Genomic DNA, 20,788 nt, shown 5'->3' with positions numbered 1-20,788 from the left:
GCCATGCTCAGCGACTTTCGTAATCGCCTGCGTCAGCAACCCGGTAGACAGGCACCGGCAGAAACGCAGGACGCGTCCCTCGACGGCAAAGAGTGCGCCAGCGTGCTCATGGCCTGGGAGGCCAGTGTGCCGGACCTGCTCTATGAAACCAGGACCAAGCTTGGCCCGATGGAGGCCGAGTGGCGGGAAAAGATCTACCAGCAGTTGCTCAAGGTCATGGACCTGTCGCTCCTTGATTCCCTGGAGCCGGCCGAAGCCGGGCGGCAGATCCGCGACATCTGCCAGCGCCTGCTCGACGAGCATTCGGCGCCGGTCAATTCCAGCAGCCGTCAGTTGATCCTCAAGCAGATCGCCGACGAGGTGCTTGGCCTCGGACCTTTGGAACCGCTGCTGAACGACGCGAGTGTGTCCGACATCCTGGTCAACGGTCATGCCTCGGTGTACGTCGAGCGCTTCGGCAAGCTGCAAAGAACGGATGTGCGTTTTCGCGACGACCAGCATCTGCTGAATATCATCGATCGCATCGTTTCCAGCCTGGGGCGGCGCATCGATGAGTCCTCGCCGCTGGTGGACGCTCGCCTGAAGGACGGTTCGCGGGTCAACGCCATCATTCCACCGCTGGCCATCGACGGGCCGAGCATGTCGATCCGCCGCTTCGCCGTGGATTTGCTCAACACCGAGAGCCTGGTGCAGATGGGTACCCTGACCCCGGGCATCGCCCTGATGCTCAAGGCCATCGTCCGCGGCCGGCTGAATGTCCTGATCTCCGGGGGCACCGGCAGCGGCAAGACCACCATGCTCAACGTGTTGTCCAGTTTCATTCCGCACAACGAGCGGATCGTGACCATCGAAGACTCGGCCGAGCTGCAACTGCAGCAGCCCCATGTGGTACGCCTGGAAACCCGTCCGTCGAACATCGAGGGCCGTGGCGAGGTGGGCCAGCGGGAGCTGGTGCGCAACAGCCTGCGTATGCGCCCGGACCGCATCGTCATCGGTGAGGTGCGTGGCGCCGAGGCGCTGGACATGTTGACGGCGATGAATACCGGCCACGACGGCTCGCTGACCACCATCCACGCCAACACCGCCCGCGATGCCCTGGGACGGATCGAGAACATGGTGTCGATGACCGGGGCGACCTTTCCGATCAAGGCCTTGCGTCAGCAGATCGCTTCGGCCATCGGTGTGGTCATCCAGTTGGAGCGGCAGGAGGACGGCACGCGGCGGCTGGTCAGCGTGCAGGAAATCAACGGCATGGAAGGGGAAATCATCACCATGACCGAGATCTTCTCTTTCGTGCGCAGTGGTCTGGGCGAGAAAGGCGAGGTCCTGGGCGAATTCCGCCCCACCGGCATGGTTCCGGCGTTTCGCGATGTGCTGGCCAAACGGGGCATCGAGCTGCCGCTCAGCCTGTTCCGGCCAGACTGGATGGAGGGCTAGTCATGCATCAGATCCCCAGCGAGTTCATCCTGGCGTTTCTCGGCATGGTGTTCACCGCCATATTCCTGCTCAGCCAGAGCCTGGCGGTGCCGGTGTTCGGCGAGGCCGGCAAGGTGCGCAAGCGTATCCGCAGTCGCCTCGACCTGCTGGAACGGGCCAGTAACCTGGAGAACATGCAGTCGGTACTGCGCCAGAAATACCTGCGTCGCCTGTCCCCGCTGGAGGCGCGTCTGGAGCAATTGCCAGCGATGGAGGCCCTGGCGCAGATGATCGAGCAGGCCGGGCATGAGTACCGCGCCTATCGGGTGCTGATGCTCAGCCTGGTCCTGATGATGGTGGCTGGCATGGGGACGTGGCTGTTCACGCAGCTGTGGTGGGCGGCGCTCCCGGCTGCTGCTATGGCCTTCTGGCTGCCGGTGTTGAAAATCTCCCGGGACCGCAACAAACGCTTTGCCCTGTTCGAGGAGCAATTGCCGGATGCGCTGGATGCCATATGCCGTGCGCTGCGTGCCGGACATCCGTTCAACGAAACCCTGCAGTTGGTGGCCGACGAGCACAAGGGGCCGGTTGCCCACGAATTCGGCCTGACCTTTGCCGACATCAACTACGGCAACGATGTGCGTCGGGCCATGCTTGGCCTGCTGGAACGCATGCCGAGCATGACCGTGATGATGCTGGTGACCACTGTGCTGATCCATCGCGAGACGGGCGGCAACCTGACCGAGGTACTGGATCGTTTGAGCAGCCTGATTCGCGGCCGCTTCCGCTTTCAGCGCAAGGTCAAGACGCTCTCGGCCGAAGGGCGCATGTCGGGCTGGATCCTGGTGGCGATGCCTTTTGTACTGGCGGCGGGGATTGTGCTTTCGAGCCCGACCTATCTGCCTCTGCTCATCAATGAGCCACTGGGGCAGAAGATGGTGCTTGGCGCGTTTGTGGCGATGCTGGTGGGAATCTTCTGGATACGCAAGATCATCCGGATCCAGGTGTGAGCACAATCACTCGTAGGGGGTGAGGTCATGGAGTATCTGCTGAGTCTGATTAAAAGTGTGGTCGGTAGCGAGCAACTGGCCCGCCTGCTGTTCGCCGGGGCCATCGGCCTGAGCGTGGTGCTGGCCGTGGCGACCCTGATATTGCTGGTGCAGGGGTTGCAGGACCCGGTGCACCGCCGTCTTCTGCTGATCAAGCGCGGTCATGGCGGCGATGGTCACCGGCAGCAGGGGGCGCCGAGCAACCTGCAATTGATGCTGGAGCAGGTCGGCCAGCGTTTTGCCTCCGGTGAACAGGAGCAAGCCTCGGCGACCCGGACCTTGCTGATCCATGCGGGCTTTCGCTCCCCGGCCGCTGTCCAGATGTACTGGGCGGTGCGCCTGCTGACACCGTTGGCATTGGTGGCGCTGGCGGTCTTGGCGCTGCCGCTGATACCGAAGGTATCGCTGCTTCTGGGGACGGGGCTGGTGATCCTGGCGTTGGGGGTAGGCTGGCTGGTACCGGCCATCTATGTCGACAGCCGCAGGAACGCGCGGATGACCCGTTTGCTCGTCGCCTTTCCGGATGCGTTGGACTTGATGGTGGTCTGCGTGGAGTCAGGCCTTGCCTTGCCCCAGGCGATCGAGCGGGTATCGGAAGAGATAGCGGTCAGCCAGCCTGAGCTGGCCATGGAGCTGGCACTGGTCAACTCCGAGATCCGGGCCGGGATTCCCAGTACCGAAGCGCTCAAGCATCTGGCCGAGCGTACTGGGCTGGAAGACATTCGCGGGTTGGTGAGTCTGCTGGCGCAGAGCATTCGCTTCGGGACCAGCGTGGGGACGACCCTGCGTGTCTATGCCGAGGAGTTTCGTGACCGGCGCACCCAGCAGGCCGAAGAGAAAGCCGCGAAAATCGGCACCAAGCTGGTGTTCCCGCTGATCTTCTGCCTGTGGCCAAGCTTCTTTCTGGTAGCCATAGGACCGGCGATCATCGGCGTCTTCAAAGTATTCGGGAAGTTATAAAAGAGGGGAGGGGCAAGGGCCATCGGCATAGATGGCATTGCCCCCTCTGAACTGAACGCCATCGCGACTTGCTGTCACTTCGAACCACCTGACCCACCCGAACCTACGTACTCTTTGTAGTACTCGGGGATCGGGTGTTTGTAGTTGTCCAGCCAGCGCTGCAGGGTCAGTTCCCGTTCGCTGGGCGAGGCGTTCTGTGGGATGGGCGACTTGACCTGGTTACGACTCTGCAGCAGCAGCCAGGTTTCGGTCGACTGTTGTGACAGGGAGGCCGGGCCGGGTTCGATCGCCTGGGTCACCAGCGGAAGAAGCAAGAGTCCCAGGCAGCTAAGCGTTTGGTATTTCATCACTACCTCTGCGTTATTGGTTGATTGACACTCGATGGCGACGAATCCGTTGCAGTGACTGCCTGATCCTTAGCTGACTTCTTCGTCGCGTTCCTGAGTTTTTCGGCCCGCTCCTTGGCACTGGTGACTTGTTCGGGTTTCAGGCCGGCACGATTGACCAGGTCCGAGGCCTGTTTCCAGTTGCCTTGATAAATCAGCAAGGTCACCAGGTTGAGGGTTGCCAGCTGGTTGTCCTGTTTCAGCTCCATGGCCGTGAGGAACTCAAAGCGGGCCTGGTTGGTATTCCCCTGGTTGAGGTAGACCACCCCCAGGTCGTTGCGGATTTTCTCGTCGGTGGGGGACAGGCGTGCCGCTCGTGTCAGATGTTCCAGGGCCTGCGCGTTATCGTTGCGTGAGGCTGCCAGTTGGCCCAGGCCATGCTCGCCTTCGGCGACCAGGCAGGTGCTGAGCAGGCTGCGGTACAGGGGTTCGGCCTCGCTTTGGCCGAGTTGGCGATAGATCTTGGCCTTGCGCATGCGCACCTGTGGCAGGTCTTCCGGCAGGCGTTGCAGATTGGCCAGGCCGGCGTGCAGCTTGCCTTCGTCGATCATGTCGTCGGCCAGGCTCAGCGACAGTTCCTGATCCGAATCCAGCTTGCTGCAGGCCTGCTTCGACCAGCTACCGCCGCCATTCGTGGCGCAGCCGCTGAGCATGAGCAGCCCTAACGCCGCAATGACTACTTTCATTTTTCCCTCCTGGAACAATCCGATTGTCGAGGAATGGCCAACACCGGACTTGCCGAGTCCGGTGTCATTGCGCCTGAGTGTGGTGAGCAACGAACCAGGTCCCTGGTTCATTGCGAAAGCCCGCTGGCGGCCTGGTCAAAATTGCCGTTTTCCAGGAAGTACAGACGGAACCAGTTCGGGTCGTAGTTGCGCAGTGGCTCGCCAGGCAGTGTTGGCAGCTTGGCATTGACCGCCAGCGGTTGCACCAGATGCGGAGTGACGATCATCAGCAGTTCTTTCTCTTCGCGCCTGATCGAAGAATCACGGAAAAATGCCCCCAGGATCGGGATCTCTCCCAGGCCGGGGAACTTGCTCACGGCCGTGCTATTGGTGGTGCTGATCAGGCCGCTGATCACGAAACTCTCGCCGTCGGCCAGGGAGATGCTGGTGTCGGTGCGACGCACAACCAGGGCTGGCACCGAGATATCGTTGACGGTAATCCCGTTGGTGAAGTCCAGTTCGCTGACTTCCGGGGCGACCTTCAAGGCGATGCGGTTATTTCCGACGATTGTGGGGGTCAGGGTCAGGCGAATACCGAATTCCTTGTACTGGATGGTAATACTGTCGCTGCCGCTGCTGGGGACCGGGATCGGCACTTCACCACCGGCCAGGAAGCTTGCGCTCTGTCCGCTCAGTGCCACCAGGCTCGGACGCGCCAGGGTATAGGCAAACCCACTGCCTTCCAGGGCGTTGATCAGCCCAAGGACGTTACCGCCGCCAATGCCGATATTAAACATGCCGTTGTTGAGCGGTATGTTCGGCCTGAGGCCACCGATATTGCCGGGCGTCACCGTCGTCCCCACCGGGGCGGTGCCCGGGGAGCTGAACAGAAAGTTACCGCTCTTGCCGAAGATCGAGGTGCCGGCCTCTTTCAGCTTGGTGCGGCTGACTTCGACAAAGCGGATATCGGTCTGCACCTGGCTGGCCAGAGCCGGATCTTCGGAAGGGGGTAATAGCGAGCTCACCATTGAATGGGGGCCTTTGCCCTGGACGAACACCATGCTCTGGCGAGGTTCCTTGTCGCAGGCTGTCCAGACCATCAGGCTGGTGGCGCCGGGCGCAATACCCGTCAGCAGGTACGAATCCCGTCCATTGAGATACACATCGGCAATTTTCGGGTCGCCCACGGCCAACCGGGTAATGGCGACGGGGGAGTGCATTATCGTCTGCTGACCCTCTCCCACTTCCACCGTCGACGGCAGTGGCTGCAATCCAGCGCAGTTATTTGACGCCGCCATGGCCATTCCGGTGGGAAGACCAGCGACAATCAATGTCCACGCCACTCTCCTGAGCACCTGTACACAATCACTGTTCATGCACTGCTTCCTTGTTTGGGCTGGGGGAAACCGCAAGGGCCGGTCAGCAGGGATCATCTCTCCGTCATCTGAACCAGAGCCCGCCAAGTGTTGCTGCAACCAACCAGCAGTTAGCTGTTTCTGTAACTGACGTTAGCGCAGAAAGGTAAAATTGCTATGAAGTGTAAAAAAACGCTTGGTCGATCGAGGGGATTCACCGCCAGGCCGAGACTCGCCTGCATGCAATGCGCATAAATGGTGCAAGTGCGCGTTGCGCGTCACTGAACCGTTTGCGCTGTCGGGGCTGCAATTGGCAGGCTTTCATGCCCTTGACCGATGCCTGCTCCATGCCGGGGCGAGCCGTGTGACACAGGTCAGAATCATCTTTTACATCAAGGGGATATTCTGTAGCCTTGCGCAGTTTCAACGCTGCACCTACCTGATGAATACTCACTCTCCCGGCGGTACCCTCAATGGGTCCGGAGCCGGGTGTATACTCGACTTTCGCGCATAAGCGCCCGCAGGTCTTGCGATCATGACGCACATTTCCGAACGCCTTCTGGTTCAGGCCCACCTTGACGCCAAACAGCCCAAGCCGCTGACGGTCGCAGAGGAAGCCCATTACCGTACCGCGATTGCTGCCGAGCTCAAGGCTCAGGACGCCGTGCTGGTGGCTCACTTCTACTGTGATCCGGTGATTCAGGCCCTGGCCGAAGAGACCGGCGGCTGTGTGTCCGACTCCCTGGAAATGGCCCGTTTCGGCAACGCTCACCCGGCCAAGACCGTGGTGGTTGCCGGTGTCAGGTTCATGGGCGAGACGGCGAAGATCCTCAACCCCGAAAAGCGGGTGCTGATGCCTACCCTGGAAGCCACCTGCTCCCTCGACCTGGGGTGCCCGGTGGAAGAGTTCTCGGCGTTCTGCGACCAGCATCCGGAACGCACCGTGGTGGTCTATGCCAACACGTCGGCGGCGGTCAAAGCCCGTGCTGACTGGGTGGTGACCTCCAGTTGCGCCCTGGAAATCGTCGAAAGCCTGATGGATAACGGCGAAACCATCATCTGGGGGCCGGACAAGCACCTGGGCACCTACATCCAGCGCCAGACCGGTGCCGATATGCTGCTGTGGGACGGTGCCTGCATCGTCCACGAAGAGTTCAAGTCCAAGCAACTGGAGGACATGAAGGCGCTGTATCCCGATGCGGCCATTCTGGTCCACCCTGAGTCGCCAACGTCGGTGATCGAGTTGGCCGATGCGGTGGGTTCCACCAGCCAGCTGATTGCCGCCGCGCAGCGCTTGCCGAACAAGACGCTGATCGTGGCGACCGACCGCGGCATCTTCTACAAGATGCAGCAGCTGTGCCCGGACAAGGTGTTCATCGAGGCGCCAACGGCCGGTAACGGTGCGGCTTGTCGCAGCTGCGCCCACTGCCCGTGGATGGCCATGAACACCCTGGAGCGCACCTTGCAGAGCCTGCGTGAGGGCAGCAACGAGATATTCGTCGACCCGGCGTTGATTCCCCAGGCCATTCGTCCGCTCAAGCGCATGCTGGATTTCACTCAGGCGGCGCGGATGAAGCTGGCGGGCAATGCCTGATCGCCTTCGACAAGCGCACAGAAAAACGCCCCGAGATTCGGGGCGTTTTTCTGTGCGGCGGATTATTTTTTCTGCTTGGGAATGCGCACGATCTGGCTGGAAGAGTAGATGTCGTGCCAGCTGCGCTTCTGCTTGTCTACCAGGATCCAGATGAAACCCAGCCCGGCGCACAGCCAGGAAGCGATCGAGACCATGAAGCGCAGGAGGGCCTGCCACAGGCTGATGCGGCTGCCGTCGGCGTTCTGCACACGAATGCCCCAGACCTGCATGCCTAGGGTCTGGCCGGAATGGGTCCAGAACTTGGCGAAGAAGGCGAACAGCACGAACAGCAGGACGGTCGAGTAGAGCGGATCGCCGTCCAGGGCGCCGGATTCGGTCAGGGTGCGCATCCGGGTTTCACCGAGGATCTGCAACTGGATGAACTTGTAGATGCCGCCCGTGACGATCAGCAGTGCGGTGCACAGCAGGAAATCGTAGAACATCGCTGCCAGACGACGGCCCAGGCCAGCGGCGGGGAAATCGCCCTGGGGGGTTAGCAGGTGCTTCGGCATCACAGGCCTCTCGATCGAAAGAAAGAAGCCATTTTACGGAATTGCGCGCACAAAAAAGCCCCTGATGTCAGCATCAGGGGCTTTTTCGTTACAGACGATCAGCCTTCGGCTTGAACTTCGTCAGCCTGCATGCCTTTTTGGCCCTGCACAGCGATGAAGGTCACTTTCTGGCCTTCTTTCAGGCTCTTGAAGCCGTTGCCCTGAATAGCGCGGAAATGCACGAACAGATCCGGACCGCTTTCTGGAGTGATAAAACCAAAACCTTTCTCGTCGTTAAACCACTTGACGGTACCGCTCTGACGTTGGGACATTTCTTATTTCCTTTGACGCTAAAAAATTAATGACAGTCTCTTTCTCATGAAGGAGTACTGGGCTGGGTTGCAGGAAAGTAAGAGACGTCGAACGGGTTGTAGCAAACTTGTTAGCTACTGCCCAGGTCACGATTCCAAGCGACCCATGCAAACACAGTGGGGAAACTCTACGCCAACTATGGGAGAAAAAACAAGCCCTGCGAAACCCCGGTTTTCCTCAGCTTGGTGGCTGTTTGCCGGAACTAGGCATCTGGGCTTATTCGATAGGGTCGTTCAATTGTTTTCAACTGTTATAAGGCAAGTTCAATATCGAAGATATGCACTATTTTATGGCGGTTGCGTTACAGATTAGTGCACTTTTAACGCAACCGCGTTACTTATAGAAACAGTTGATCAACCACGATAGTAGCGTTGTGCAACGAATGGCATTTTGCTTACAAGCATTGGCACCTTTTTCCCACGAACAATTGCCCAAACTGGCGTATCGAGTGCGACATAAGCGCTATCGATGTAACCCATGGCCAACGGACCACCCAGGGTCGGGCCAAAACCGCCGCTGCAGACACTACCGATCACCTCGCCCGCTTCGTTGACGATCTCCGCACCTTCACGCACCGGTGTGCGTTCCTGGGGCAGCAGGCCCACGCGTTTGCGCTTCACGCCATTGAGTTGTGGGGCGAACACCTGTTCCGCGCCTGGGAAGCCGCCAGCCCGCGCGCCATCGGCGCGCCGTGGCTTGGAGATGGCCCACAGCAGGCTGGCTTCGATCGGCGTGGTCTGGCTGTTCATGTCATGGCCATACAGGCACAGGCCGGCTTCCAGGCGCAGCGAATCCCGGGCGCCGAGGCCGATGGCGGCCACTTCCGGTTCGGCCAGCAGGGCGCGGGCCAGGGTTTCGGCGTCAGCCGCCGGTACCGAGATTTCGAAACCGTCTTCGCCGGTGTAGCCCGAACGGCTGACAAAGCAGTCCACGCCCAGCAGCTTCACGCGGGTGAATTGCATGAAGGTCATCTTCGCCACTTCCGGCGCCAGGCGCGCCAGCACGGTGACGGCTGCCGGGCCTTGCAGGGCGAGCAGGGCGCGCTCCTCGAACAGCGGCTCGATGCTGCACAAATGGCCGATGTGCTGGCGCAGATGGGCCAGGTCCTGGTCCTTGCAGGCGGCGTTGACCACCAGGAACAGCTCGTCGTTGCCCAGGTTGGCGACCATCAGGTCGTCGAGGATGCCGCCGTTTTCATTGGTGAACATGGCGTAGCGCTGCATGCCCACGGGCAGGTCGATGATGTCCACCGGCACCAGGGTTTCCAGGGCCTGGGCGGCCTTGGCGCCGGTCAGGCGGATCTGGCCCATGTGCGAGACGTCGAACAGGCCGGCCTGCTCGCGGGTGTGCTGGTGTTCTTTCATCACGCCCAGCGGGTATTGCACGGGCATGTCGTAACCGGCAAACGGCACCATGCGCGCGCCGAGTTCGAGGTGCAGCGAATGCAGCGGGGTCTTCAACAGTGTTTCGGTGGACATGTTCAGCTCCTGGGTAAACGTGAGATGCGTATGTGCGTGCATCAGCACTCGATGATGTTGACGGCCAAACCGCCGCGGGCGGTTTCCTTGTATTTGCTTTTCATGTCGGCGCCGGTCTGGCGCATGGTGCGGATCACCTTGTCGAGGGAGACGAAGTGCTGCCCGTCGCCACGCAAGGCCATGCGCACGGCGTTGATCGCCTTGACCGAGCCCATGGCGTTGCGCTCGATGCAGGGCACCTGCACCAGGCCGCCGATTGGGTCGCAGGTCAGGCCGAGGTTATGTTCCATGCCGATCTCGGCGGCGTTTTCCACTTGTTGCACCGTACCGCCGAGCACTTCGCACAAGGCCCCGGCCGCCATCGAGCAGGCCACGCCGACCTCGCCCTGGCAGCCGACTTCGGCGCCGGAGATGGAGGCGTTTTCCTTGTAGAGAATGCCGATGGCGGCGGCGGTCAGCAGGAAACGCACCACCCCGTCTTCGTTGGCGCCGGGGATGAAGCGCATGTAGTAGTGCAGCACTGCCGGGATGATGCCGGCGGCGCCATTGGTGGGCGCGGTGACGACGCGCCCGCCGTTGGCGTTTTCTTCGTTGACCGCCAGGGCATACAGGTTGACCCAGTCCAGTACCGACAAGGCGTCGCGCAGGGCCGCCTCGGGGTGCTTGCACAGCTGGCGGTGGAGGGCGGCGGCACGGCGCTTGACCTTCAGGCCACCCGGCAGGATCCCTTCGTTGCGGCAGCCGGCATCCACGCAGTCCTGCATCACTTGCCAGATCTTCAGCAGGCCGGCACGGGTTTCCGCTTCCGGTCGCCAGGCACTTTCGTTGGTCAGCATCACCTGGCTGATGGACAGCCCATAGGTGGTGCAGTGACCGAGCAAGTCCTTGGCGCTCTTGAAGGGGAAGGTCAGCTTGGTGGTGTCTTCGACGATGCGGTCGGCACCGGCGGCGTCCTCGTCGACCACGAAGCCGCCGCCCACCGAGTAGTACTCGCGGCTGCGGATCTGCAATCCGGCGGCATCGAAGGCGCGGAAGATCATGCCGTTGGGGTGGTAGGCCAGGGGTTTGCGGATCATGGCCAGGTGTTCTTTCTCGTTGAACGCGATGAGGTGTTCGCCGAGCAGGTTCAAGCGTCCGCTGCTGCGTATTTCCTGCAGGCGAGCGGCGATGTTTTCGGTATTCACGGTATCCGGGTGTTCACCTTCCAGGCCCAGGAGTACGGCCTTGTCGCTGCCGTGGCCCTTGCCGGTGGCGCCGAGCGAGCCGTACAGCTCGACCTTGACGCAGGTGGTGGCGCCCAGCAGTCCGTCGCGCCGCAGGCCTTCGACGAAGCGCGCGGCCGCGCGCATCGGGCCAACGGTGTGGGAGCTGGAGGGGCCGATGCCAATCTTGAACAGGTCGAACACGCTCAAGGACATGTTGGTTCTCCGGTTTCTTATTGTGTTGATCGGCACGCACGGGGGAAGCGGGTATTGCGGTTCGGTCTGGCCGGTATTCGTCGCCAGCCGCCTCGCTCCTACAGGTATACGCAGAAACCGTAGGAGCGAGGCTTGCCCGCGATGGACGGCGATGCCGTCTTAGGCGTCCTGATAGCTTTCGATCGACGGGCAGGCGCACACCAGGTTGCGGTCGCCGAACACGTTGTCGACGCGGCCGACCGGAGGCCAGTACTTGCCTTCGATCAGCGAGGCCACGGGGTACACCGCCTGTTCACGGCTGTAGGGGTGCGACCACTCGCCAACGATTTCCGCCGCGGTGTGCGGGGCGTTTTTCAGCGGGTTGTCGTCCTTGTCCAGGCTGCCGTTTTCCACCGCGCGGATTTCTTCGCGGATGCGGATCATGGCGTCGCAGAAGCGGTCCAGTTCTTCCCTGGATTCGCTTTCGGTCGGCTCGATCATCAGGGTGCCTGCCACCGGGAACGACATGGTCGGGGCGTGGAAGCCGAAGTCGATCAGGCGCTTGGCGACGTCGTCGACGCTGATGCCGCTGCTGTCCTTGAGCGGGCGCAGGTCGAGGATGCACTCGTGGGCCACCAGGCCGTTGCTGCCGGTGTAGAGCACTGGGTAGTGTTCTTCCAGGCGACGGGAGATGTAGTTGGCATTGAGGATCGCCAGCTGCGAGGCACGCTTGAGGCCTTCGCCGCCCATCATGCGGATGTACATCCAGGTGATCGGCAGGATGCTCGCGCTGCCGAACGGCGCGGCGCAGACCGCGCCTTCCTTGCGTTCCATGGCCGCGTGGCCGGGCAGGAACGGCGCCAGGTGCGACTTGACGCCGATCGGGCCGACGCCCGGGCCGCCACCGCCGTGGGGAATGCAGAAGGTCTTGTGCAGGTTCAGGTGCGACACGTCGCCGCCGAACTTGCCCGGGGCGCAGAGGCCGACCATGGCGTTCATGTTGGCGCCGTCGATGTACACCTGGCCGCCGTTGTCATGAATGATGCCGCAGATTTCGCGGATGCCTTCCTCGAACACGCCGTGGGTCGACGGGTAGGTGATCATCAGCGCGGCGAGGTGCTCGCGGTGCTCGATGGCCTTGGCCCGCAGGTCTTCGATATCGACGTTGCCACGGGCGTCGCAGGCGGTGACCACCACGCGCATGCCGGCCATGTTGGCGGTGGCCGGGTTGGTACCGTGGGCGGACGAAGGGATCAGGCAGATGTCGCGACGGTCGTCGCCACGGCTCTGGTGATAGGCACGAATGGCCAGCAGGCCCGCGTATTCGCCCTGGGAGCCGGCGTTCGGCTGCAGGGACACCGCGTCATAGCCGGTGGCGGCGCAGAGCATGGCTTCCAGTTCGCTGGTCAGTTGCTGGTAGCCGGCGCTTTGCTCGGCCGGGGCGAACGGGTGCAGGGCGCCGAATTCGGCCCAGGTGATCGGGATCATTTCGCTGGCGGCGTTGAGCTTCATGGTGCACGAGCCCAGCGGGATCATGGTGCGGTCCAGGGCCAGGTCTTTGTCCGCCAGCTTGCGCAGGTAGCGCATCAGCTCGGTTTCCGAGTGATAGCGGTTGAACACCGGATGGCTGAGGATCGCCGACTGACGCACCAGCGCCGCCGGGATACGGCTCTGTACCGTACTGGCCAGCGCGGCGAAGTCCGGTAGCGCCTGACCGTCGGCCAGCAGGCTCCACAGCGCTTGTACATCGGCCTGGCCGGTGGTTTCGTCCAGCGACAGACCCAGGCGTTCGGTGTCGATCACCCGCAGGTTGATGCGCTGGGCGCGGGCCTTGTCGTGCAGCGCCGCGGTGCGTGCGCCGGTGTGCAGGGTCAGGGTGTCGAAGAAGTTTTCCTGCTCGACCTTGATCCCCAGCTTGCTCAGGCCCTGGGCCAGGATCGCGGTCAGCTGGTGGATGCGCCGGGCAATCCGGCTCAGGCCTTGGGGGCCGTGGTACACGGCGTACATGCTGGCGATGTTGGCCAGCAGCACCTGGGCGGTGCAGATGTTGCTGGTGGCTTTCTCGCGACGGATATGTTGCTCGCGGGTCTGCATGGCCAGGCGCAGCGCCGGCTTGCCGAAACGGTCCACGGACACCCCGACCAGACGGCCCGGCATGTCGCGCTTGAACGCGTCCTTGGTGGAGAAGTAGGCCGCATGCGGGCCACCGAAGCCCAGCGGCACACCGAAGCGCTGGGCGCTGCCGATGGCCACGTCGGCGCCGAATTCACCCGGTGGGGTCAGCACGGTCAGCGCCAGCAGGTCGGCGGCGACCGCCACCAGGGCGTTGGCGGCGTGGAAGCGCTCGGTCAGTTCGCGGTAGTCGAACAGGTCACCGTTGCTCGCCGGGTATTGCAGCAGGGCGCCGAAGAACGGGCTGACGTCGGTCAGCTTGCGCTCGTCGCCGACCACCACGTCGATGCCCAGCGGCTCGGCACGGGTGCGCAGCACGTCGAGGGTCTGCGGGTGGCAATGGCTGGAGGCGAAGAAGGCGTGGCTGCCCTTGTTCTTGCTCAGGCGCTTGCAGAAGGTCATGGCTTCGGCGGCGGCGGTGGCTTCGTCGAGCAGGGAGGCGTTGGCGATCGGCAGGCCGGTGAGGTCGCTGATCAGGGTCTGGAAGTTCAGCAGCGCTTCCAGGCGGCCCTGGGAGATTTCCGGCTGGTATGGGGTGTAGGCGGTGTACCAGGCCGGGTTTTCCAGGAGGTTGCGCAGGATCGGTGACGGCGTGTGGCAGTTGTAATAGCCCTGGCCGATGTAGGTCTTGAACAGCTGGTTCTTGGCGGCGATGGCCTTGATCGAGGCCAGTGCGTCGGCTTCGCTCTGGCCGGCGGGCAGGTCGAGGACGCTGGTGCCCTTGATGCTGTCGGGGATCACGCTGGCGCTCAGGGCTTCCAGGGAGTCGAAGCCCAGGCTGTTGAGCATGGCTTGCTCGTCGCCTTGGCGCGGGCCGATGTGGCGCGCGATGAATTCGTTGGCGGTGCTCAGGTTGACTTGAGTCATGGCGGTTCCTCAGGCGTCGGCGTTGGCTTTGATCAGGCGGTCGTAGGCGTCCTGATCCAGCAGTTGGCCGACAGCGGCGGCGTCCGCGGGAATGAAGCGGAAGAACCAGCCTTCGCCCAGCGGGTCTTCGTTGACCAGCTCGGGGCTGGTTTCCAGGGCCGGATTGGTTTCCACCACTTCCCCGTCCAGGGGCATGTATACGCCGCTGGCGGCTTTTACCGATTCCACGGTGGCGGCTTCGGCGCCCTTGTCGTAGGCCTGCAGTTCCGGCAATTGCACGAATACCACATCGCCCAGGGCGTTTTGCGCGAAAGCCGTGATGCCGACGGTAACGCTGCCATCGGCTTCGGTACGCAGCCATTCGTGATCTTCAGTAAAACGCAACTCGCTCATGGAAACTCCTCAAGGGGCCAGATTCGTCTGGTGGACGCGATTGAATGCTCGTGCAGGGCCGAGCGGAATGGATAAGCCCTTAGCAAAAATGCGGCCAATGTTTTTTAGTTGTTATTAATCAATGAGTTATGAGTTGTTGGTGGTGGCCGAAAGCTAACGGCTGTAGCGAAAACGCTACAGCTGGAGGGCCAGGGAAAAGCCTATGGGGATCAAAGCCTTGCGTAGCGCCGATTACAACTGGCTGTAGCGATATCGTTCCGCTGTAGCGCTTTCAGTACAGGTGGAGGTCGCTTTCAGATGCGACTACGCCACCTGTAGCCGCTGCCGCAGGCAGCGATAAGGCCGAAGGCCTTCGGCGATCTTGAGAGCTTGCGCTCCCTGCGGGAGCGATCGCAGCCTGCGGCAGCGGCTACAACATCAAAAGCCGCGGCGGCTCAGGGCTTGCTGGGGATACCGTATTTGCGCAGGCGATGGGCGATGGCGGTGTGGGAGGTCTGCAGGCGGCTGGCCAACTGGCGGGTCGAGGGGTAGTTGACGTAGAGGCCTTCGAGCAGTGCCTTCTCGAACTCCTCGACGGCCTGTTCCAGGCTTTCGACTTCGGTGTCGTTCTGGCGCGCCACCGAGGTGCCGGCGATATCCAGGTCGCCGATGTCCACCAGGCTGCTTTCGCAGATCGCCGCCGCGCGGAAGATCACGTTCTGCAACTGGCGCACGTTGCCCGGCCAGCGGTTGCCCAGCAGCGCCGGATAGGTGCCGGGCGCCAGGCGGCAGACCGGGCGCTGGATCTGCGCGCAGGCCTGCTGCATGAAGTAGCGCGCCAGCAACAGGATGTCCTGGCCGCGCTCGCGCAGGGGCGGGACTTCCACATTCAGCACGTTGAGGCGATAGAACAGGTCTTCGCGAAAGCTGCCCTCGGCGACCATCTTTTCCAGGTCGCGATGGGTGGCGCTGAGGATCCGCACATTGACCTTGACCTCACGGTCGCCACCCACCCGGCGAAAGCTGCCGTCGTTGAGAAAACGCAGCAGCTTGGCCTGCAAGTAGGGCGACATTTCGCCGATCTCGTCGAGAAACACCGTGCCCTGGTTGGCCAGCTCCATCAGCCCCGGCTTGCCGCCGCGCTGGGCGCCGGTGAAGGCGCCGGGGGCGTAGCCGAACAGCTCGCTCTCGGCGAGGTTTTCCGGCAGGGCGGCGCAGTTCAGCGCCAGAAACGGCGCGCCGTGCCGCGCACTGATGGCGTGGCAGGCCCGCGCCACCAGTTCCTTGCCGGTACCGGTTTCGCCCTGGATCAGCAGCGGCGCATCCAGCGCGGCGACGCGCTGGGCGCGGGCCTTGAGGGTGCGGATGGCCGGGGAGTCGCCGAGCAGCGCATCGAAGCCTTCGGCATGGTCGTGGTGCAGGGCCGACAGGCGTTCGCCGATGCGATTGGGCTGATACAGGGTCAGCAGCGCGCCGGCGTCGGTGATCGGCGTGGCGTCCAGCAGCAGGGTCTGGCCATTGAGAGTGATTTCCCGCAGGGGCAAGCGAAAGCCCTGTTCCAGCAAGGTTTCCAGCAGCGCCGGGTCGTCGAACAGCTCGGCCACGCTTTCCCCGGCCGGCTCGCGGCCATAGAGGGCAATCAGCGCCGGGTTGGCCAGCAGCACCTTGCCAGCGCTGTCCAGGGCCAGCACCGGGTCGGTCATCGCCGCCAGCAGGGCGTCGAGCTGCAGGTGGCGGCGCTGGCCGGGCAGGATGTCGACCACCGTCACCGCCTGCACGCCGCGCACGCTGAACAGCGCGTCGCGCAGCTCTTCCAGCACTTGCGGGCTGAGGGTCGGGGCGTCGATGTAGACGTTGGGCGGCACCATCTCCACCGCATCCAGGTTGAGGTTGCGCCCACCGAGCAGGGCCAGGACTTCCTGGGTGATACCGACGCGGTCGATAAAGCTGACGTGGATGCGCATGGGACGGTCAAGGGTTCTGGAAAACGGAGGGTGGCAAGTATGCCTTGGCGGACGCTGTTTGGTGAAATTCGCCGTGGCCACGGGCTTCTGTAGGAGCGAAGCTTGCTCGCGATAGCCTCAACGATGACGCGGGAAGCCTGGCCTGATACGCCGCGGCGTCCTTGAGTTCATCGCGGGCAAGCCTCGCTCCTACAGGTTAAGCGGGCAGGGGAAGCCCGCGGCCCACGGGCTGGGGTTACTCGAGGTGTTCGGGGTTGACTGGATCCCCGGATTTCATATTCAACTGCACCCGCACATCCTCAAACATCGCGTCGTAATATTTGTGCAGCGAGCCGATGCTGCTCAGTGCCTTGGGAATCCCATACTTCTCGGCGATTTTCGTCACGTTGCTGGCGAAGTTGTAAGCCTGATCCTTGGGCAGAAAGAACGGTTCATCGAGCTCCTTGCCCTGAATCGTTCCATGCATCTTGAACTGCATCCCTTTGCCTTCCTTGGGGTCCTGCGCGACTTCATAGTCGATACAGATGTTGTAGCTGACATCGTCCTTGGTCAGTGCGTGTCGCTCGATGTGTAAATGACCGGGTTCGAACTGGGCCATGGCTCTCTCCTTTACAAGGCATGGGGAGCGGTGCAGGCCAGCGGCCTGCACCCTGAGTTGCTCTTATCGGTAAGTGATGCCCGGCTGGGCCGTGCTGATGCGCGTACCGGCCTTGCCCTGGACGATCGCTTCGATGTCCGAGAGTGAACCGATCACCGCGACTTTTCCAGTATGGCGGGCGAACTCGCAGGCCGCCTGGACCTTCGGTCCCATGGAGCCGGCGGCGAAGCCGAGCTTTTCCATTTCGTCCGGGTGCGCCTGGGCAATGGCTTTCTGCGACGGCTTGCCCCAGTCGATAAAGGCCGCGTTGACGTCGGTGGCGATCACCAGCAGATCGGCCTCCAGCTGTTCGGCCAGCAGTGCCGAGCACAGGTCCTTGTCGATCACCGCCTCGATGCCCCGGAGCTTGCCATCCTCACCGTACATCGTTGGAATGCCGCCACCGCCGGCGCAGATCACGATGCTGCTCTTTTCCAGCAGCCATTTGATCGGGCGGATTTCAAAGATGCGCTTGGGTTTCGGGCTGGCCACCACGCGGCGGTACTTGTCGCCATCGGGGGCGATGGCCCAGCCTTTTTCCTTGGCCAGTTTTTCTGCTTCGTCCTTGCTGTAGACCGGGCCGATGGGCTTGCTCGGGTTCTGGAACGCCGGGTCCTTGGCATCGACCTCGACCTGGGTCAGCAGGGTGGCGAAGGGCACTTCGAAATCCAGCAGGTTGCCCAGTTCCTGTTCGATGATGTAGCCGATCATGCCTTCGGTTTCGGCGCCGAGCACGTCCAGCGGGTAAGGCGACACCGAGGTGTAGGCCGCCGCCTGCAGCGACAGCAGGCCGACCTGCGGACCATTGCCGTGGGCGATCACCAGCTGGTTGCCGGGATGGATCTTGGCGATCTGTTCGGTGGCGATGCGGATATTGGCGCGTTGATTGTCCGCGGTCATGGGTTCGCCCCGGCGGAGCAGGGCGTTGCCGCCCAGTGCGACGACGATACGCATAATGCATTCCTTCCAGAATTCGGTGATCCCGTGGGCGCGTGGCTTGCCTGCGATGGTGGGGTGTCAGGTTGGACGCCTTCGCGGGCGAGCCTCGCGCCTACAGGTCGAGGGCCGACCGCCAGGCGGTCGGCCACGGACGTCGGGGTTACAGGTCGGCCAGGGTCGAGACCAGGATCGCCTTGATGGTGTGCATGCGGTTTTCCGCTTGCTCGAAGGCGATGCAGGCCGGCGACTCGAACACGTCGTCAGTCACTTCGATGCCGTTGGCCAGGTGTGGATACTGCTCGGCGATCTGCTTGCCGACCTTGGTATCGCTGTTGTGGAACGCCGGCAGGCAGTGCATGAACTTGGTCCGTGGGTTGCCGGTGGCCTTCATCAGCTCGGCGTTGACCTGGTACGGCAGCAGTTGCTGGATACGTTCGGCCCAGGCTTCCACCGGCTCGCCCATCGATACCCAGACGTCGGTGTGGATGAAGTCGACGCCCTTGACCGCGGCTTTCGGGTCTTCGGTCAGGGTGATGCGGGCACCGCTTTCTTGCGCGTACTGCTTGCAGCGGCTGACCAGGTCGTCATGGGGCCACAGGGCCTTTGGCGCGCAGATGCGCACGTCCATGCCGAGCTTGGCGCCCACCAGCAGCAGGGAGTTGCCCATGTTGTTGCGGGCATCGCCCAGGTAGGCGTAGCTGATGTCGTGGATCGGCTTGTCGGCGTGCTCACGCATGGTCAGCACGTCGGCGATCATCTGGGTCGGGTGGTATTCGTCGGTCAGGCCGTTGAACACCGGCACGCCGGCGAACTTCGCCAGTTCTTCGACGATTTCCTGCTTGAAGCCGCGGTACTCGATGGCGTCGTACATGCGCCCGAGCACGCGGGCGGTGTCCTTCATGCTTTCCTTGTGGCCGATCTGCGACGAGTTCGGGTCGATGTAGGTGACGTTGGCGCCCTGGTCATAGGCGGCGACCTCGAAGGCGCAGCGGGTACGGGTCGAGGTTTTCTCGAAGATCAGGGCGATGTTGTTGCCCTTGAGGTGCTGCTGCTCGGTGCCGGTGTACTTGGCGCGCTTGAGGTCGCGGGACAGGTCGAGCAGGTAGCGCAGTTCGCGCTCGGTGTGGTGTTCGAGGCTGAGCAGGTTACGGTTGTGGATATTGAACGCCATGATGATTCTCCTTTCCCGACACTGTGAAAGCTACTGCAGGCTGTTCGCCTTCGGCGTTACGCTCGAAATACTGCGTTAAAAACAGGCTCGGAATGCTCATTTACAACCAGTAGAGTCGAGTGCGACTCCAACCGTTCCTCGCCTGTTTTTGCCTTGTCTTTCCTGCGCTCGCTACGCTTTCACAGCGTCGGGTAGTGGTTAATTAATTAGTAATCGATCGGGTCGCGCACGATCGGGCAGGTCATGCAGTGGCCGCCGCCACGGCCGCGGCCGAGTTCGCTGGCGCTGATGGTGATCACTTCCACGCCGGCCTTGCGCAGCAGGGTGTTGGTGTAGGTGTTGCGGTCATAGCCGATGACCACGCCCGGTTCCAGGGCCACCACGTTGTTGCCGTCGTCCCACTGCTCGCGTTCGGCGGCGAAGCTGTTGCCGCCGGTTTCCACCACGCGCAGTTGCTTGAGGTTCAGGGACTCGGCCACCACCTCGATGAACGATTTGCTCTCCCGTCGCACGTCCATGCCATAGGGCTTGCTGGTGTCGGGGCGGATGACGAACGGCACGATTTCCTTGACCACTTCCGGGAAGACCGTGACCAGGTCGCGGTCGCAGAAGCTGAACACGGTGTCCAGGTGCATCGCCGCGCGGGATTTCGGCAGGCCGGCGACCACGACTTTTTCCACCGCGCCCTTGGCGAACAGGGATTGCGCAAGCTGGCCGATGGCCTGGCGCGAGGTCCGCTCGCCCATGCCGATCAGCACCACGCCATTGCCGATCGGCATGACGTCGCCGCCTTCGAGGGTGGCCTGGCCGTGATCCTTGTCCGGGTCGCCATACCAGACTTCGAAGTCGGCGTTGGCGAACTCGGGGTGGAATTTGTAGATGGCGCTGGCCAGCAGGGTTTCCTGGCGCCGGGCCGGCCAGTACATCGGGTTGAGCGTCACGCCGCCGTAGATCCAGCAGGTGGTGTCGCGGGTGAACTGGGTGTTGGGCAGCGGCGGCAGCAGGAAGCTGGAGTGGCCCAGGTAGTCGCGGTACATCTTGATCACGCTGGCGCCTTCGCTTTCCGGCAGGTCCTCGCCGGCCACGCCGCCGATCAGGAATTCGGCCAGCTTGCGTGGCTCCAGGCTTTCGAGCCAGCTGCGCACTTCGTTGGTCAGGCCGACACCGACGGTGTCGGGGGTGATCTTGCGATCCAGAATCCACTTCAGGGCTTCGGGGTTGTGCACCGTATCGGTCAGCAGGTTGTGCATTTCCAGGACTTCGATCCCACGCTCGCGCATTTTGGTGACGAAGTCGAAATGGTCGCGCTTGGCCTGGTTGACCCAGATCACATCATCGAACAGCAGTTCATCGCAGTTGTTCGGGGTCAGCCGCTGATGGGCCAGGCCTGGGGAGCAAACCATGACTTTGCGCAGTTTGCCGGCTTCGGAATGGACGCCGTACTTAACTTTTTCCGTGGTCATT

General features: G+C 62.4%; 18 protein-coding genes. 4 read left to right on the top strand and 14 right to left on the bottom strand.

Features of this window, described 5'->3' with window-relative positions; all coding sequences use genetic code 11:
* Window positions 1-3 precede the first annotated feature (3 nt).
* The 3 genes from AC3RCP_RS24805 to AC3RCP_RS24795 are packed head-to-tail and all read left to right on the top strand — an operon-like array spanning window position 4 to window position 3,425.
* Entirely contained in the window at window positions 4-1,437 is a 1,434-nt protein-coding gene (locus tag AC3RCP_RS24805) for a TadA family conjugal transfer-associated ATPase (RefSeq protein WP_101338885.1), read from the top strand.
* Between the two features lie 2 nt (window positions 1,438-1,439).
* Window positions 1,440-2,426 (top strand): type II secretion system F family protein, encoded by a 987-nt coding sequence (locus tag AC3RCP_RS24800; RefSeq protein ID WP_101338884.1) that lies wholly within the window; start codon window positions 1,440-1,442, stop codon window positions 2,424-2,426.
* Between the two features lie 27 nt (window positions 2,427-2,453).
* Window positions 2,454-3,425, top strand: a complete 972-nt coding sequence (locus tag AC3RCP_RS24795; RefSeq protein ID WP_007931083.1) for a type II secretion system F family protein — start codon at window positions 2,454-2,456, stop codon at window positions 3,423-3,425.
* A gap of 74 nt (window positions 3,426-3,499) precedes the next feature.
* Here the strand turns inward: AC3RCP_RS24795 and AC3RCP_RS24790 are convergent, their stop codons facing one another.
* From AC3RCP_RS24790 to AC3RCP_RS24780, 3 genes are all read right to left on the bottom strand, one after another.
* A complete protein-coding gene (locus AC3RCP_RS24790; RefSeq protein WP_062824881.1) occupies window positions 3,500-3,772 on the bottom strand; it encodes a DUF3613 domain-containing protein in 273 nt (90 codons plus the stop codon).
* A gap of 2 nt (window positions 3,773-3,774) precedes the next feature.
* Window positions 3,775-4,497 (bottom strand): tetratricopeptide repeat protein, encoded by a 723-nt coding sequence (locus tag AC3RCP_RS24785; RefSeq protein ID WP_101338883.1) that lies wholly within the window; start codon window positions 4,495-4,497, stop codon window positions 3,775-3,777.
* Between the two features lie 107 nt (window positions 4,498-4,604).
* On the bottom strand, window positions 4,605-5,852 hold the full coding sequence (locus AC3RCP_RS24780) for a type II and III secretion system protein family protein (RefSeq protein ID WP_101338882.1): 1,248 nt from the start codon (window positions 5,850-5,852) through the stop codon (window positions 4,605-4,607).
* A gap of 514 nt (window positions 5,853-6,366) precedes the next feature.
* On the opposite strand from AC3RCP_RS24780, the gene nadA reads away from it, so the two are divergent.
* On the top strand, window positions 6,367-7,425 hold the full coding sequence (gene nadA / locus AC3RCP_RS24775) for a quinolinate synthase NadA (RefSeq protein WP_492570807.1): 1,059 nt from the start codon (window positions 6,367-6,369) through the stop codon (window positions 7,423-7,425).
* A 62-nt stretch (window positions 7,426-7,487) separates the two neighbouring features.
* On the opposite strand, the gene AC3RCP_RS24770 is transcribed toward nadA, so the two are convergent.
* The 11 genes from AC3RCP_RS24770 to arcA all read right to left on the bottom strand — a co-directional run bounded on the left by AC3RCP_RS24770 (window position 7,488) and on the right by arcA (window position 20,787).
* The gene (locus AC3RCP_RS24770) at window positions 7,488-7,976 is read right to left on the bottom strand and encodes an RDD family protein (protein ID WP_009045255.1); all 489 of its coding nucleotides are present in this window, start codon (window positions 7,974-7,976) and stop codon (window positions 7,488-7,490) included.
* Window positions 7,977-8,074: 98 nt separating this feature from the next.
* Window positions 8,075-8,287 (bottom strand): cold-shock protein, encoded by a 213-nt coding sequence (locus tag AC3RCP_RS24765; protein WP_007931076.1) that lies wholly within the window; start codon window positions 8,285-8,287, stop codon window positions 8,075-8,077.
* 393 nt (window positions 8,288-8,680) lie between these two features.
* A complete protein-coding gene (gene gcvT, locus AC3RCP_RS24760) occupies window positions 8,681-9,805 on the bottom strand; it encodes a glycine cleavage system aminomethyltransferase GcvT (RefSeq protein ID WP_492570808.1) in 1,125 nt (374 codons plus the stop codon).
* Between the two features lie 41 nt (window positions 9,806-9,846).
* The gene (locus tag AC3RCP_RS24755; RefSeq protein WP_007931066.1) at window positions 9,847-11,223 is read right to left on the bottom strand and encodes an L-serine ammonia-lyase; all 1,377 of its coding nucleotides are present in this window, start codon (window positions 11,221-11,223) and stop codon (window positions 9,847-9,849) included.
* 159 nt (window positions 11,224-11,382) lie between these two features.
* Entirely contained in the window at window positions 11,383-14,241 is a 2,859-nt protein-coding gene (gcvP, locus tag AC3RCP_RS24750) for an aminomethyl-transferring glycine dehydrogenase (protein ID WP_101338878.1), read from the bottom strand.
* A gap of 9 nt (window positions 14,242-14,250) precedes the next feature.
* Window positions 14,251-14,634, bottom strand: a complete 384-nt coding sequence (gcvH, locus tag AC3RCP_RS24745) for a glycine cleavage system protein GcvH (protein WP_007931060.1) — start codon at window positions 14,632-14,634, stop codon at window positions 14,251-14,253.
* 434 nt (window positions 14,635-15,068) lie between these two features.
* Window positions 15,069-16,577: a transcriptional regulator GcsR gene (gene gcsR / locus AC3RCP_RS24740; RefSeq protein ID WP_101338877.1), complete on the bottom strand. Its 1,509-nt coding sequence runs from the start codon at window positions 16,575-16,577 to the stop codon at window positions 15,069-15,071.
* A gap of 235 nt (window positions 16,578-16,812) precedes the next feature.
* Complete coding sequence (locus tag AC3RCP_RS24735; protein ID WP_053262373.1) at window positions 16,813-17,175, bottom strand: DUF5064 family protein; 363 nt, start codon at window positions 17,173-17,175, stop codon at window positions 16,813-16,815.
* Window positions 17,176-17,238: 63 nt separating this feature from the next.
* A complete protein-coding gene (gene arcC / locus AC3RCP_RS24730; RefSeq protein ID WP_007926268.1) occupies window positions 17,239-18,168 on the bottom strand; it encodes a carbamate kinase in 930 nt (309 codons plus the stop codon).
* 145 nt (window positions 18,169-18,313) lie between these two features.
* The gene (locus AC3RCP_RS24725) at window positions 18,314-19,324 is read right to left on the bottom strand and encodes an ornithine carbamoyltransferase (RefSeq protein ID WP_007926269.1); all 1,011 of its coding nucleotides are present in this window, start codon (window positions 19,322-19,324) and stop codon (window positions 18,314-18,316) included.
* A 206-nt stretch (window positions 19,325-19,530) separates the two neighbouring features.
* Complete coding sequence (arcA, locus tag AC3RCP_RS24720; RefSeq protein WP_492570809.1) at window positions 19,531-20,787, bottom strand: arginine deiminase; 1,257 nt, start codon at window positions 20,785-20,787, stop codon at window positions 19,531-19,533.
* Window position 20,788 lies beyond the last annotated feature (1 nt).

This window comes from Pseudomonas sp. GW822-FHT05A08, assembly GCF_058800485.1.
Note: the sequence above shows the minus strand (reverse complement) of the source record. Positions and strands in the feature narration are given on the sequence as shown.

What these genes read in the sequence shown, in the direction of transcription:
- AC3RCP_RS24805 (WP_101338885.1), top strand. Translation starts at nt 4, where the DNA reads ATGCTCAGCGACTTTCGTAATCGCCTGCGTCAGCAACCCGGTAGACAG.
- AC3RCP_RS24800 (WP_101338884.1), top strand. Translation starts at nt 1,440, where the DNA reads ATGCATCAGATCCCCAGCGAGTTCATCCTGGCGTTTCTCGGCATGGTG.
- AC3RCP_RS24795 (WP_007931083.1), top strand. Translation starts at nt 2,454, where the DNA reads ATGGAGTATCTGCTGAGTCTGATTAAAAGTGTGGTCGGTAGCGAGCAA.
- AC3RCP_RS24790 (WP_062824881.1), bottom strand. Translation starts at nt 3,772, where the DNA reads ATGAAATACCAAACGCTTAGCTGCCTGGGACTCTTGCTTCTTCCGCTG.
- AC3RCP_RS24785 (WP_101338883.1), bottom strand. Translation starts at nt 4,497, where the DNA reads ATGAAAGTAGTCATTGCGGCGTTAGGGCTGCTCATGCTCAGCGGCTGC.
- AC3RCP_RS24780 (WP_101338882.1), bottom strand. Translation starts at nt 5,852, where the DNA reads ATGAACAGTGATTGTGTACAGGTGCTCAGGAGAGTGGCGTGGACATTG.
- nadA (WP_492570807.1), top strand. Translation starts at nt 6,367, where the DNA reads ATGACGCACATTTCCGAACGCCTTCTGGTTCAGGCCCACCTTGACGCC.
- AC3RCP_RS24770 (WP_009045255.1), bottom strand. Translation starts at nt 7,976, where the DNA reads ATGCCGAAGCACCTGCTAACCCCCCAGGGCGATTTCCCCGCCGCTGGC.
- AC3RCP_RS24765 (WP_007931076.1), bottom strand. Translation starts at nt 8,287, where the DNA reads ATGTCCCAACGTCAGAGCGGTACCGTCAAGTGGTTTAACGACGAGAAA.
- gcvT (WP_492570808.1), bottom strand. Translation starts at nt 9,805, where the DNA reads ATGTCCACCGAAACACTGTTGAAGACCCCGCTGCATTCGCTGCACCTC.
- AC3RCP_RS24755 (WP_007931066.1), bottom strand. Translation starts at nt 11,223, where the DNA reads ATGTCCTTGAGCGTGTTCGACCTGTTCAAGATTGGCATCGGCCCCTCC.
- gcvP (WP_101338878.1), bottom strand. Translation starts at nt 14,241, where the DNA reads ATGACTCAAGTCAACCTGAGCACCGCCAACGAATTCATCGCGCGCCAC.
- gcvH (WP_007931060.1), bottom strand. Translation starts at nt 14,634, where the DNA reads ATGAGCGAGTTGCGTTTTACTGAAGATCACGAATGGCTGCGTACCGAA.
- gcsR (WP_101338877.1), bottom strand. Translation starts at nt 16,577, where the DNA reads ATGCGCATCCACGTCAGCTTTATCGACCGCGTCGGTATCACCCAGGAA.
- AC3RCP_RS24735 (WP_053262373.1), bottom strand. Translation starts at nt 17,175, where the DNA reads ATGGCCCAGTTCGAACCCGGTCATTTACACATCGAGCGACACGCACTG.
- arcC (WP_007926268.1), bottom strand. Translation starts at nt 18,168, where the DNA reads ATGCGTATCGTCGTCGCACTGGGCGGCAACGCCCTGCTCCGCCGGGGC.
- AC3RCP_RS24725 (WP_007926269.1), bottom strand. Translation starts at nt 19,324, where the DNA reads ATGGCGTTCAATATCCACAACCGTAACCTGCTCAGCCTCGAACACCAC.
- arcA (WP_492570809.1), bottom strand. Translation starts at nt 20,787, where the DNA reads ATGACCACGGAAAAAGTTAAGTACGGCGTCCATTCCGAAGCCGGCAAA.